Source organism: Magnetospira thiophila, assembly GCF_054657015.1.
The window spans coordinates 1011535-1024177 of sequence record NZ_BAAHXF010000001.1 but is presented as its reverse complement, the minus strand read 5'-3'; the positions used below and the strand labels follow the sequence as shown (position 1 = coordinate 1024177).

The 12643-nt window shown below is 63.5% G+C and carries 13 protein-coding genes; 12 read left to right on the top strand and 1 reads right to left on the bottom strand.

The window, feature by feature from the left end; all coding sequences use genetic code 11:
- Positions 1-41 precede the first annotated feature (41 nt).
- The 12 genes from ACYQ1P_RS04985 (at position 42) to ACYQ1P_RS04930 (ending at position 10523) form a co-directional block, all read left to right on the top strand.
- The gene (locus tag ACYQ1P_RS04985; RefSeq protein ID WP_460019244.1) at positions 42-365 is read left to right on the top strand and encodes a YbaB/EbfC family nucleoid-associated protein; all 324 of its coding nucleotides are present in this window, start codon (positions 42-44) and stop codon (positions 363-365) included.
- Positions 366-378: 13 nt separating this feature from the next.
- Positions 379-969, top strand: coding sequence for a recombination mediator RecR (gene recR / locus ACYQ1P_RS04980; RefSeq protein WP_460019243.1), 591 nt, complete (start codon positions 379-381; stop codon positions 967-969).
- Between the two features lie 52 nt (positions 970-1021).
- Positions 1022-1921 carry a diguanylate cyclase domain-containing protein gene (locus tag ACYQ1P_RS04975; RefSeq protein WP_460019242.1) on the top strand — a complete coding sequence of 300 codons (900 nt, stop codon included), beginning with the start codon at positions 1022-1024 and terminating at the stop codon, positions 1919-1921.
- A gap of 79 nt (positions 1922-2000) precedes the next feature.
- Positions 2001-2501, top strand: a complete 501-nt coding sequence (locus ACYQ1P_RS04970; RefSeq protein WP_460019241.1) for a hypothetical protein — start codon at positions 2001-2003, stop codon at positions 2499-2501.
- Positions 2502-2542: 41 nt separating this feature from the next.
- Positions 2543-4810: an NADP-dependent malic enzyme gene (locus ACYQ1P_RS04965; RefSeq protein ID WP_460019240.1), complete on the top strand. Its 2268-nt coding sequence runs from the start codon at positions 2543-2545 to the stop codon at positions 4808-4810.
- A complete protein-coding gene (locus ACYQ1P_RS04960) occupies positions 4810-5037 on the top strand; it encodes a hypothetical protein (RefSeq protein WP_460019239.1) in 228 nt (75 codons plus the stop codon). The genes ACYQ1P_RS04965 and ACYQ1P_RS04960 overlap by 1 nt, the downstream gene beginning before the upstream one ends.
- Positions 5038-5103: 66 nt before the next feature.
- Complete coding sequence (locus ACYQ1P_RS04955) at positions 5104-6273, top strand: ABC transporter substrate-binding protein (protein ID WP_460019238.1); 1170 nt, start codon at positions 5104-5106, stop codon at positions 6271-6273.
- A gap of 73 nt (positions 6274-6346) precedes the next feature.
- On the top strand, positions 6347-7270 hold the full coding sequence (locus ACYQ1P_RS04950; RefSeq protein WP_460019237.1) for a branched-chain amino acid ABC transporter permease: 924 nt from the start codon (positions 6347-6349) through the stop codon (positions 7268-7270).
- Positions 7271-7276: 6 nt separating this feature from the next.
- Positions 7277-8266, top strand: a complete 990-nt coding sequence (locus ACYQ1P_RS04945; protein ID WP_460019236.1) for a branched-chain amino acid ABC transporter permease — start codon at positions 7277-7279, stop codon at positions 8264-8266.
- Positions 8259-9005, top strand: a complete 747-nt coding sequence (locus ACYQ1P_RS04940; RefSeq protein WP_460019235.1) for an ABC transporter ATP-binding protein — start codon at positions 8259-8261, stop codon at positions 9003-9005. The genes ACYQ1P_RS04945 and ACYQ1P_RS04940 overlap by 8 nt, the downstream gene beginning before the upstream one ends.
- A 1-nt stretch (position 9006) precedes the next feature.
- Complete coding sequence (locus ACYQ1P_RS04935) at positions 9007-9717, top strand: ABC transporter ATP-binding protein (RefSeq protein ID WP_460019234.1); 711 nt, start codon at positions 9007-9009, stop codon at positions 9715-9717.
- A gap of 2 nt (positions 9718-9719) precedes the next feature.
- On the top strand, positions 9720-10523 hold the full coding sequence (locus ACYQ1P_RS04930) for an alpha/beta hydrolase (RefSeq protein WP_460019233.1): 804 nt from the start codon (positions 9720-9722) through the stop codon (positions 10521-10523).
- On the opposite strand, the gene ACYQ1P_RS04925 is transcribed toward ACYQ1P_RS04930, so the two are convergent.
- On the bottom strand, positions 10524-12641 hold the full coding sequence (locus ACYQ1P_RS04925; protein ID WP_460019232.1) for a SpoIIE family protein phosphatase: 2118 nt from the start codon (positions 12639-12641) through the stop codon (positions 10524-10526).
- Positions 12642-12643: the final 2 nt, after the last annotated feature.

Sequence of the window (12643 nt, the reverse complement as noted above, 5' to 3'; positions counted from 1 at the left end):
TACCATGCTCCAGGACATGTTTACCAAGAAGGAACCCGGCCATGAAGAATCTCGGCCAGATGATGAAACAGGCGCAAAAGATCCAGGAACGCATGCAGGAGATGCAGCAGGAACTGGCGGAGGCCGAAGTGGAGGGCCGCTCCGGTGCCGGAATGGTCGTCGTGACCCTGAACGGCAAGAGCGAAATGAAGCGCCTGCGCATTGATCCGTCGCTGGTCGATCCGGCGGATGTGGGGGTGCTCGAAGATCTGGTCGTCGCCGCCCATGCCGATGCCAAGGGCAAGGCCGAACAGATGATGAAGGACAAAATGTCCGAGCTGACCGGCGGCCTGCCCCTGCCGCCGGGAATGACGCTGCCGTTCTGACGGATCGCGCTCCGTGACCACCGGCCTCGATCCGCTGATCCGTCTGTTGGCGAAACTGCCCGGCCTGGGACCGCGGTCGGCGCGGCGGCTGGCGTTGCATCTGGTCACCCATCGCGAGACCCTCCTGGAGCCGCTGGCCCATATTCTGGCTGAAACGGCGCAGACCGTGCGGGTCTGTTCCGTCTGCGGCAATCTGGATATCCAGGACCCCTGCGCCGTCTGCCGTGATCCGCGTCGGGACACATCGGTGCTTTGCGTGGTCGAGGACGTGGGCGATCTGTGGGCCTTGGAACGGGCGATGGCCCATCGCGGCCCCTATCATGTGCTGGGCGGGGTGCTGTCGGCGCTCGACGGCGTCGGACCCGACGACCTGTCTTTCGGCAGTCTGCTGCACCGGGTAACCGAGACCGGGGTGCGGGAAGTCATCCTCGCCCTGCCCTCCACCATTGATGGCCAAACCACGGCCCATTACCTGGCCGAGCGCCTCGCGCCCACCGGCGTCTTGTTGTCCGGATTGGCCCAAGGAGTGCCGGTGGGTGGCGAGCTGGATTATCTGGACGACGGCACCCTGGCGGCGGCGCTGAAGGCGCGGCGGCCCGTTTGATGCCAGGAAAATCATGCTATAGTCGGCAAAATCGCATTCCAGGAGAGACTCCATGACCGCCGAAGCCCACGCCCAGAGCGCCCAGACTGACCAACCCGAAGACGAAGCGGCCAGCGTTGATTTGTTCTATACGGCCTTCCTGTCGGCGCTGCTTGATCACCAGGAATGGATCGGGCGGGTCAACCGGGCGATTCATACCGGCGTGGGGGAAGATCCCGATATCGTCGGCGAGACCTCGTTCCGCCAGACCCGCTTCGCCCAGTTCCTGGAGACCGTGCAGCCCCACCTGATGCCCCATGTGGAAGCGGTGCGGGCGGCCCTGTTCGATGTCCATCAAACGGCCCAGGAGATGGTCCTGGCGGCGGCCAAGGGGGGCTTCGTGAGATCCGACTACGATCACTGGCTGGCGGCCCAGGACAAGTTTCGCAACGTGGCGGCGCGGCTGGCCGATCATGCGGACGATCTGTCTCCGGCCATCGACGAACATACCCGGCTCTATACCCGCGAATACATGAACCAGCGGCTGCGCGAACAATGCGATCTGGCACGGCGGGCCAGCCAGCCGTTCTGCATCGGTCTGTCGGAACTGGATCAATATGGCGACATCTTGAAGAAACACGGCTTTCCGGTGGTCAAGGTGGTGCTGCGCGAGGTGGCCCGGCGATTCATTTCCGCCGTGCGGCTGTATGACAATGTTTTCCGCTTCGACGATGAACGGTTCATGTTCATCTTTCCAGCTACCCGCCTGCGCGACGCCATCATGGTCGCCGAGCGCATCCGCTCCGATGTGGCGAAACATCCGGTGGCGACCCCGGTCGGAGATTTGTCGGTCACCCTGTCCACCGGGGTGCTCGAATATGGCTTTGGCGAAATGCCGGAAGATCTGTTGAAGGTGGTGCATGTCAACATGACCCATGCCCGCAACGAAGGCCGCAACCGGGTGGTGAGCTGAACAAGCAATGTATTAACATACGCCCCCGGTTGGGGCACAATGAGATATCGCCCGCAACCGTGAACAAGGAATATCCCAGGTGACCGAGTCGACTCCCACCCTTTCGAAGCGCGAACTGATTGGATTGATTCGCGACAGAAGCAGCTTCGACAATACCGTTCAGGACCTGCTGCGCGCCGGATTCGCGGAAACCGATCTCAGCCTGCTTAGTTCCCACGACTCCCTGGAGGCCGCCGATTCCGTCGACTCGCCATGGAGCGACGCCATCACCGCGCTGGTCGGCGAATACAAGGTCATTGGCCCGTTGGTCGCTTCGGGGGCCATCTTTCTGGCTGGTGGCCCGGTGGCCGGGACCATCGGTGCCCTGGTCGGCGCGGCGGTCAGCGGCATCGCGGCCAAGGAGGTGCTCGACGAAGTGACCTCCAATCATCAGGAAGACTTCCAACGGGCCTTGGATGCCGGGGGCCTTATTCTCTGGGTGCGGGTCGATGGTGCGGCTCAGGAAACCCTGGCCCGCGATATTCTGGCCCGCAACGGGGCGGCCAATATCCATCTGCATGATGGCAGCCAAACCGACTGATCCCACCCTCTGTTTTTTCTCCTTCGATACTGGACAATATTATGGACGACAAATCCTCGCCCCTGGACATGGATCGCGAAGCCCTGCTTATGCATGCGGCGCACCCGCCGGGCAAGGTTTCGGTGGAACCGACCAAGCCGTTGACCACGCAGCGGGATCTGTCGCTGGCCTATTCCCCCGGGGTGGCCGCGCCGTGCCGCGAAATCCATCGTGATCCGTCGCTGGCCTACGATTATACGGCCAAGGGCAATCTGGTGGCGGTGATCTCCAACGGCACCGCCGTGTTGGGACTGGGCAATCTGGGGGCGCTGGCTTCGAAGCCGGTGATGGAAGGCAAGGCGGTGCTGTTCAAGCGCTTCGCCGACGTGAATTCCATCGACCTGGAACTGGAAACCGAGGACGTGGACGAGTTCATCAACGCGGTGAAGTTCCTCGGCCCCTCCTTCGGCGGCATCAACCTGGAAGACATCAAGGCCCCGGAATGTTTCATCATCGAGCAGCGGCTGCGCGAACTGATGGATATTCCGGTGTTCCACGACGACCAGCACGGCACGGCGATCATTTCTTCCGCCGGGCTGATCAACGCCTGCGACCTCACCGGACGCAAGTTGAGCGAGGTCAAGCTGGTCTGCAACGGAGCCGGGGCTGCCGCCATCGCCTGTATCGAACTGGTCAAGGCCATGGGCGTCAAACATGAAAACGTCATTCTCTGCGATTCCAAGGGGGTCATCTACCAGGGTCGCGAAGAGGGCATGAACCAGTGGAAATCGGCCCACGCGGTGGCCACCGACAAGCGCACCCTGGCCGAGGCCCTGGACGGGGCCGACGCCTTTTTCGGGCTTTCGGTAAAGGGCGCGGTGACCGCCGAAATGGCCGCCTCCATGGCCCCAAATCCGATCATTTTCGCCATGGCCAATCCGGACCCGGAAATTCTCCCGGCGGAAGTCAAGGCCATCCGCTCAGACGCCATTATGGCTACCGGACGTTCCGATTTCCCCAATCAGGTCAACAATGTGCTGGGTTTTCCCTACATCTTCCGGGGGGCTCTGGACGTGCGGGCGCGGACCATCAACGAGGAAATGAAGATCGCCGCCGCCCATGCCATCGCCGCCCTGGCCCGCGAAGACGTGCCCGACGAAGTGGGGGCCGCCTATGCCGGGCAGAATCTCAAATACGGCCCGGAATACATCATCCCGGCGCCGTTCGATCCGCGCCTGATCGCCGCCATTCCGCCCGCCGTGGCCCAGGCGGCGATGGATACCGGCGTGGCCCAGAAGCCGATCCTGGACATGGACAACTACCGCACCGAGTTGTCGGCGCGGCTCGATCCCACCGTCTCGACCCTGCAAAACATCTTCGATCTGGTGAAGGCCGAGCAGCCCCGGGTGGTGTTCGCCGAGGGCGAGGAGGAGAAATCCATTCGCGCCGCCATCACCTTCCGCAATCTGGGTTACGGCCAGCCGATTCTGGTCGGGCGCGAGGACCGTATTGCCCGGGCGGTGGAGGATCTGGGGCTGGGATCGCTGGACGGGGTGGAAATCACCAACTCCAAGTACCATCCCAATACCCGCTTCTATATGGACTTCCTCTACAAGCGGCTGCAACGCAAGGGGCTGCTGTATCGCGACGCCCAGCGCATGGTCAATCAGGAGCGCAACACCTTCGCCGCCTGCATGGTCGCCCAGGGCGATGCCGATGCCATGGTCAGCGGCCTGACCCGCAACCACTATCAGACCCTGGACGAAATCACCCAGGTCATCGACCGACGGCAGGATCACGAAATCTATGGCATGACCCTGTTGCTGGCCCGCGGGCGCACCTTGTTCATTGCCGACACGGCGGTGCATGAGTTGCCCAGCGCCACCCAGATGGCCGACATGGCCCAGCATTGCGCTAGGGTGGCTCGGCGCTGGGGGCATGAACCCCGGGTCGCCTTCATCTCGTTTTCCAATTTCGGCAATCCGACCCTGCCGCGCGCCGCCGTCATGCACAAGGCGGTGGAGGAACTGGAAAGCCGCGATGTGGATTTCGAGTTCGACGGCGAAATGGGCATCGACGTGGCGCTCAACAACGAATTGCGCAAGCTCTATCCGTTCTGCCGCCTGTCCGGGCCGGCCAACGTGCTGATCATGCCCGGCCTGCATGTGGGGCACGCCACCACCAAGCTGATGCGTGAACTGGGCGGCGCGACGGTCATGGGGCCGGTGCTCATGGGGCTTGAAAAACCGGCCCAGATCGTCTCCCAGGGGGCGTCGGTCAACGATCTGGTCAACATGGCCGCCCTGGCCGCCTATCAGGCGGTACGCTGATGGGGGCTGCTTTCACGATGCCCGAGGCGGCGGCCCGGCAAGCCGGACCCTGCCCCGAATGCGGCGGCGCGGGACCGGTTTATGCGGTGCGTACCAAGTCGGATCGCGGCTGGTGGAAGGAATGGGTCGGCTGCGAGTCTTGCATTGCCCCGCTGGCCTGGGCCAGCGAGGCGCAAGACGAGACCGGCCAATACGGCATTGCGCTAATGGCTAAACGACGACGCTGAGGCGCAGAGGCATAACAATCATCAACCGTTTCGATTTTAACGACCAATCAGGGAGTCTTTCGACAGATGAACAGCTTTCGTACCCTTATTTCCGCCACCGCCCTCGCCGCGCTGGCTCTCGGTTCGGCGCAGGCCGCCGATGCGGTCAAGATCGGCATGATCACCACCTTATCCGGCGGCGGCGCGTCGCTCGGGGTTGATATCCGGGACGGCTTCGAGTTGGCGGTCAAGCAAAAGGGCGGCATGTTGGGCGGCGTGCCCACTGAACTGAGCGTGGTCGATGACGCCCGCAAGGTGGAAAACGCCAAGCAGGCGGTGACCCGCATGTTAAAGCAAGACAACGTGGACGTGGTGACCGGCATCGTCTGGTCCAATCTGGCCATGGCCGTGGTGCCGACCGTCACCCGCGCCGACAAGATTTATATCAGCCCCAATGCCGGGCCGTCGGCGCTGGCCGGTGAAGGCTGCGACAAGAATTACTTCAACGTCGCCTGGCAGAACGACAACCTGCACGAGGCCATGGGCCAATATGTGACCGACAAGGGCCTCAAGAAGGTCTATCTGCTGGCCCCCAACTATCCGGCGGGCAAGGATGCCCTGACCGGCTTCAAGCGGTTCTACAAGGGAGAAGTGGCGGCCGAGGTTTATACCACGCTCGGTCAGGTGGACTACGCGGCGGAGATCGCCAATCTGCGCGCCGCCCAGCCCGACGCGGTGTTTTTCTTCCTGCCCGGCGGCATGGGCATCAACTTCGTCAAGCAATATGCACAGGCGGGCCTGACCAAGGAGATTCCGCTGTTCGGCCCGGCCTTCTCCTTCGATGAGGGGATTCTAAAGGCGGTCGGCAAGGCCGCCGTGGGCACGTTCAATACTTCCCAGTACAGCCATGATTTGGACAACCCGGCCAATAAGGCCTTTGTTGCCGCCTTCAAGGAAGCCTATGGCCGCACCCCGTCGCTCTATGCCTCGCAGGGCTATGATACGGCGATGCTGCTGGACTCCGCCATCGCCAAAGTCGGCGGCAAGGTCTCGGACACTGACGCTTTCCGTGCGGCTCTCGAAGCGGCCGATTTCGCCTCGGTGCGCGGGGCCTTCAAGTTCGGCTCCAACCATCATCCGATCCAGGACATTTATGTCCGCGAGGTGGTCGAGGACGGTGAGGGTGTCACCAACAAGCTGGTGGGCAAAGTATTCACCGACCATGCCGACGCCTACGCCGCCCAGTGTAAGATGTAGGCATCACAACCCTTCGGGGCCGGAGAAGTCCAATCTTCTCCGGCCCCGTCCCATTTGATCGGCGGATGCGCCCATGACTACAGCCCTGTTCCTGGAGCAAACCCTGAACGGCCTGCAACAGGGGGTGATGTTGTTTCTGATGGCCGCCGGGCTGACCCTGGTGTTCGGGATCATGCATCTGATCAATCTGGCCCACGGCTCGCTCTATATGGTCGGGGCCTATGTGGCGGCGACGGTGACCCGGGCCAGCGGCAGTTTCACCATCGGTGTTCTGGCGGCGCTGGGGGCGGCGGCGATTTTGGGCATGGTCATCGAACGGCTGGCCCTGCGGCGTCTCTATAATCGCGATCATCTGGATCAAGTGCTGGCCACCTTCGGGGTGATCCTGACGGTCAACGAACTGACCAAGATTCTATGGGGGCCGCAGGCCTTGTTCCTGTCGGTGCCAGAAGCCCTGTCCGGGAGCCTGGAGGTGCTTCCCCATACCCCCTATCCGACCTATCGGCTGTTCATCATTGGGGTCGGTTTGCTGGTCGGGCTGGGGCTGCGCCACTTGATCGTCAATACCCGGCTCGGCATGTTGATCCGGGCCGGGGCGACCCATCGCGAGATGGTCGGGGCGCTGGGGGTTGATATCGACCGGCTGTTCACCGCCGTGTTCGGCATCGGGGCCATGCTCGCCGGACTGGCCGGGGCCCTGGCCGGGCCGATGCTGGCCATTGAGGTGGGCATGGGCGAACAGATCCTCATTCTCACCTTCGTGGTGATCATCATCGGCGGTATCGGTTCGGTGCGCGGTGCGCTGGTCGGGGCGCTGCTGGTCGGCCTGGTAGATACCTATGGACGGGCCTTCATGCCTCTGTTCCTGCGCCAGTTTCTCGATCCGGCAGCGGCGGACGGTATCGGGGCGTCGGTCTCCAGCGTGGCGATTTACGTGCTCATGGCCGCGGTTCTGGTGTGGCGACCGCGCGGCCTGTTTCAGGCCTATGGGGGCTGAGGGGATATGAACCTGTCACGCAAAACCATGGTCCATGGGGTCGGGCTGCTGCTGCTGCTGCTGATTCCGTGGCTGGCCGAGGCGGTGGGGAACCCGTTTCTCATCACCATCGCCAGCCGGGTGCTGATCTATGCCCTGGTGGCGGCCAGTTTGGACCTGATCTTGGGCTATGGCGGCATGGTCAGTTTCGGTCACGGGGCATTTTTCGGTCTCGGGGCCTATGTGGTCGGCATCCTCACCCATCACAGCACCAACCATGAAATCATCGGCTTCCTGCCCTTCGACTGGTCCGGCACCACCCAGGCGCTGATTCAATGGCCGCTGGCCGCTTTGGTGGCCGGGCTGTTCGCCCTGGTCATCGGCGCCCTGAGCCTGCGCACCAGCGGTGTGTATTTCATCATGATCACCCTGGCTTTTGCCCAGATGCTGTATTTCTTCATGGTTTCCCTGCCCACCTATGGCGGCCAGGACGGGCTCAATCTGTGGCAGCGCTCGCAACTGCCGGGGCTGGACCTGTACGACGACAGCCAGTTCTATTTCGTGACCCTGGCCCTGCTGCTGGGCTTTTTGTGGATCGCCCGACGGCTGGTGAACAGCCGCTTCGGCTGGGTCCTGCGTGGCTGCAAACAGAATGAAACCCGGATGCGGGCTCTGGGATTCGCCACCACCCGCTACAAGCTGGTCGCCTTCGTTATCGCCGGAATGGGGGCCGGGTTGGCCGGGGCCTTGGCCGCCAACCATACGGAATTCGTCGGTCCGGGTTTGATGCATTGGACCCGCTCCGGGGAAATCATGGTGATGGTCATTCTCGGCGGCATGGGCACCCTGCATGGCGCGGTCCTCGGCGCGGCCACTTTGCTGGTGATGGAGGAGGCCCTGTCCGGTTTCACCGAACATTGGATGGTGGTGCTGGGGCCGTTTTTGATCTTCGTCGTGCTGTTCGCCCGCCGGGGGCTTTATGGCGGGTTGGTCGGCAAGGGGTCCGATGATGGCTGACACGATTTTGGAAGTCCTCGGCCTGACAAAGTGTTTCGGCGCGGTGACCGCTTCCGACGGCCTGACGTTCTCGGTCAAGCGGGGCCAGATTCATGCGCTGATTGGCCCCAACGGCGCGGGCAAGACCACCACCATCGGTCAATTGACCGGCGAGATCCGTCCCGACAGCGGGCGGGTGCGGTTCGAGGGACGGGACATCACCCGCCTGCCGACCCACAAGCGGGCGCAACGGGGCTTGCAGCGCTCCTATCAGATCACCAGCCTATTCCCGGAGTTTACCGCCCTGGACAATGTGGCCTTGGCCATCCAGGCGCAACAGGGCCACAGCTTCCAGTTCTGGCAACCCGCCCGCGAAGACCCGCGATTGCGCGCCCCGGCCCGGCTCACTTTGAAGCGTCTGGGGATGGAAGCGCAGGCGGACCTGAGGGTGACCGAACTGGCGCATGGGGAACAGCGGCAGTTGGAACTGGCCATGGCCCTGGCCACCGCGCCCACCTTATTGCTGCTCGACGAGCCGATGGCCGGCATGGGGCAGGGCGAAAGCCGCCGCATGATGGAGATTCTGCGGCCCCTAAAAGGCGATATCACGATTCTGCTGGTCGAGCATGACATGGATGTGGTGTTCGCCCTGGCCGATGTGGTGACGGTGCTGGTCAAGGGGGCGGTGCTGATGACCGGCACGCCCGATCAAGTGCGCGCCGACCCCGAAGTGCGCCGGGCCTACCTGGGGGATGGGTGACTTGAACGCATTGGAACTGCATGGGGTGGAAACCTTCTATGGCCCGAGCCAGGTGCTGTTCGGGGTCGATTTCACCATCGGGCTGGGCGAGGTGGTGACCCTGATGGGCCGCAACGGCATGGGCAAGACCACCACCCTGCGTTCGATCATGGGCCTGACCCCGCCGAAACGTGGCAGCATCCGTTTCCATGATCATGAGATCAGCGGCCTGCCCGCCCATCGTATCGCCCGACGCGGCATCGGCTATGTGCCCGAGGGACGGCAGGTCTTTCCCAATCTGACCGTGCGCGAAAACCTGGAGGCCACGGCGGGCAATCATGCCGGGACCGCCGACCCCTGGACCACGGCCCGGGTGATGGATCTGTTCCCCCGATTGGCCGAGCGGGCCAACCAATACGCACGCAGTCTCTCGGGGGGCGAACAGCAGATGCTGGCCATCGGGCGGGCCTTGATGACCAATCCATCCTTGATGATTCTCGACGAGGCGACAGAGGGGCTGGCCCCGTTGATCCGCGATGAGATCTGGTGGGTGCTGGAATACAATCTCAAGGAATCGGGGCAGGCGATCCTGGTCATCGACAAACATCCCAAGGACATGGCGCGCATCGCCGACCGCCATTTCATCATGGAAAAGGGCCGGATCGTCTGGACCGGGACTTCGCAACAGTTGCTGGCCGACGAAGACCTGCAACATCGCTATTTGGGGGTCTGAGGATGGCCGTCGATCCCGTACAGGAACGGCTCTATAACGTCCGTGCGGCGGTGCCCGAACATGTCCAGGTCTTTGCCCGTTGGCGGCAACGCTCCGACGCCTTCAAGCAAAGCCATCCCGGAGCGCGGCTGGATCTGGCCTATGGGGACGGCCCCCAAGAAACCCTGGATCTGTTTCCCGCTGCGGCTCCCAATGCCCCGTTGATGATGTTTCTGCACGGCGGCTATTGGCAGGCCATGGACAAGGCCGATAACGCCTTCGTCGCTGAGGCGCTGGTCGCCGCCGGGGTTCATGTGGCGGTGGTCAACTATGCGCTAACACCTATCGTGTCCCTTGAATATATCGTGGCGCAAGTGGGGCGGGCGCTGGTCTGGCTGCACGATCATGCCATGGAGCTGGGGGGCGATCCCGACCGGCTGTTCGTCGCCGGGCATTCAGCGGGCGGCCATCTCACGGCCATGCTGATGACCCAGTTTGCGATGATTCGGGGCGGGCTGGCCCTGTCCGGGCTGTTTGATCTGGAGCCGCTGCGCCAGACGACGATCAATGACCGGGTCGGCCTGGACGCGGAATCCGCAGCCCGTTTGAGCCCCGTTCATCACCAACCGATCCATGCCGCGCCGCTGCTGTTGGCCTACGGGGGGGCGGAAAGCGACGGTTTTGCCTGGCAGATGGCGGAATTGCAAAAGGCCTGGGGCAAGATGGAGACGCTCATCGTGCCCGGTGCCAACCATTTCGAGACCTTGGAGGCCCTGGCCGAGCCGGGTTCGGCGCTCCTGACGGCGACCCTGCGGATCATGAGATAATTAACTATCCTGTCCCTTTATTATTACCAGTGTGACATCATCCTTCTGTGGCTTGCCTTGACGGAAGTGGGTGGTCTCGGCCAGCACCCGTTCCAACAAATCTGTGGCCGTCAATTCGGCATGGCGTCGCACCAACTCACGCAGCCGCGCCAAACCGAAGGGCTCGCCCTGTGGATTGAGGTTTTCCCAGATACCGTCGGTGCCAATGACCACGAGACAGCCCGGGTCGAGCACCCGGGGTCCCTGGTCGCGACAGGTGGCCTCGGGGATGACGCCCAGCGGCACCCCTTTGCCCTCCAGGTCCAAAAAGGCATCGTCGCGCGGGTTGTACAGGAATGCTCCGCCATGCCCCGCCGAGGACCAGCGCAGCACCGGAGCCGCGCCCTCGGCGGTCAGGGCCTCCAGATGAAACAGGGTGACGAAGCGCCCATTGCTGGCATCCTTGCACAGTTGCCGATTGACCCGCCCGAGCAGGTCCGCCGGGCCGCTCGCCTCCTCCGCCTGGGCGCGCAACAAGGCCCGGGTGGTGGTCATCAGCAAAGCGGCGGGAATGCCGTGCCCGGACACATCGCCGACACTCACCGCCAGCCGTCCCGGGCCCAGTTCCTCGGGGCCGAGGAAGTCGTAATAGTCACCGCCGGTTTCGTCGCAATAGAGACTACGTCCGGCGATTTCCAGGCCCGGCAGGACGGGGGCCACCTTGGGCAAAAGATTGCGCTGCACCTGTTCGGCCAATCCCAGGTCGCGCTGCAAACGCAGATGATCGGCCAGTCGGGGCACCATGTGATTAAAGGCGCGTGCCAAGTCGCCCAGTTCGTCGTTCGAGTGGACTCGGGCGCGGACGGAAAAATCTCCCGCCGCCACCTGCGCCGCCGCCCGACTGAGGGCCCGCACCGGCACCGTGATGACCCGGGCTCCGACCAGTGAGATGAGGACCGCCAACAGCAGAATGCCCAGCGACAGAGCGGCGATCCAGATCACCAGATCGGAAATTTCCTGTTGCACCATATCCCTGGCCCGGTTGGTCTCGGCCACCAGATCGGTGAACGGCACCACCAGCAGCAGATAGGTATCCAGCCCCCGCACCGGCGCATAGGCCCATAGGGAGTCCCGGCCCTGATAGGCGAGACGACGGGTGCCAACCCGTCCGAACACCATGTCATCGCGCAGGGCGGTGAATTCGCCGCCCTCGGGGCCGGTCATCCAGCCCAGTTGGATGATCTGCCGCCAGTCGTCGGATTCATAGGCCCGATGGGCCAGAATGCGGACCCCGTTGGTGCCGTCGGCGCGCGGCGACAGATCGACCAGATAGGCTTCCGTGCCCTCGGCCAACTCCAGCCGTTCGCGCAGCTTCGACAGGATATGCAGAATCGGCACATCAATGGCGACCACGGCCTGCGGCTGGTCCTGCGGGCCGAGCACCCGCCGGGCCACGGTGAGCAGCAGGGAACGGCTGCTGGCATCGACCATCGGCCCGGTCCAGACATCGCCCTGCTGGGCCAGGGCCTCGCGATACCAACTTCGGTCGCGGGCGTCGTAGTCGGGGGGATAGCCGCCATGACCGGGAAACGCCAGATGCGCCCCGTCCGAAGTGGTCACATGCAGCCATTGGATCAAGTCCGGACGGCGCGCCTTGAGGTCGCGCAACTGCGGCACCAGCTGTGCCAGCCGGGCGCGAATGTCGCTCGCCACGTCGGTGGAGGCAGGGCGTTGCAGGGAGGCCACATGGGAACTGACGCGCAGGGGGGACCCCGTGCCAGGCCCTCCCAGACGGCGCAATCCCGGGGCCGTCGCCGCTTCCCCTTCGAAGTCGGCGAGCGGGCGGATCAGGCCGCTGTCGCTCTCGGCAACGGGTTGCGACAGCAGACGTCGGGTCTCCCGGGCCATCAGGTGCAGGCCGGTTTCCAGCAGGTCCTTTTCCCGGGCCATGTTGAGGGCGGCCAGGGTGACGGTCTGTTTCATCTCCTGGGTCATCCGGTCGCGCAGGGCGATTTCGGCCCGACCGGTCAACCCGTCGGCCAGCTTTTCAAGCGTCCGCATCTCGATCCAGGCCGACAGCAGCAGCGGCACCACGGCGAGGCTCAATAAGAGAATCAGCAGTTTGGCGCGGACTTTCATGA

What these genes read in the sequence shown, in the direction of transcription:
- ACYQ1P_RS04930 (WP_460019233.1), top strand. Translation starts at nt 9,720, where the DNA reads ATGGCCGTCGATCCCGTACAGGAACGGCTCTATAACGTCCGTGCGGCG.
- ACYQ1P_RS04985 (WP_460019244.1), top strand. Translation starts at nt 42, where the DNA reads ATGAAGAATCTCGGCCAGATGATGAAACAGGCGCAAAAGATCCAGGAA.
- ACYQ1P_RS04950 (WP_460019237.1), top strand. Translation starts at nt 6,347, where the DNA reads ATGACTACAGCCCTGTTCCTGGAGCAAACCCTGAACGGCCTGCAACAG.
- ACYQ1P_RS04975 (WP_460019242.1), top strand. Translation starts at nt 1,022, where the DNA reads ATGACCGCCGAAGCCCACGCCCAGAGCGCCCAGACTGACCAACCCGAA.
- ACYQ1P_RS04955 (WP_460019238.1), top strand. Translation starts at nt 5,104, where the DNA reads ATGAACAGCTTTCGTACCCTTATTTCCGCCACCGCCCTCGCCGCGCTG.
- ACYQ1P_RS04965 (WP_460019240.1), top strand. Translation starts at nt 2,543, where the DNA reads ATGGACGACAAATCCTCGCCCCTGGACATGGATCGCGAAGCCCTGCTT.
- ACYQ1P_RS04940 (WP_460019235.1), top strand. Translation starts at nt 8,259, where the DNA reads ATGGCTGACACGATTTTGGAAGTCCTCGGCCTGACAAAGTGTTTCGGC.
- ACYQ1P_RS04925 (WP_460019232.1), bottom strand. Translation starts at nt 12,641, where the DNA reads ATGAAAGTCCGCGCCAAACTGCTGATTCTCTTATTGAGCCTCGCCGTG.
- ACYQ1P_RS04945 (WP_460019236.1), top strand. Translation starts at nt 7,277, where the DNA reads ATGAACCTGTCACGCAAAACCATGGTCCATGGGGTCGGGCTGCTGCTG.
- ACYQ1P_RS04960 (WP_460019239.1), top strand. Translation starts at nt 4,810, where the DNA reads ATGGGGGCTGCTTTCACGATGCCCGAGGCGGCGGCCCGGCAAGCCGGA.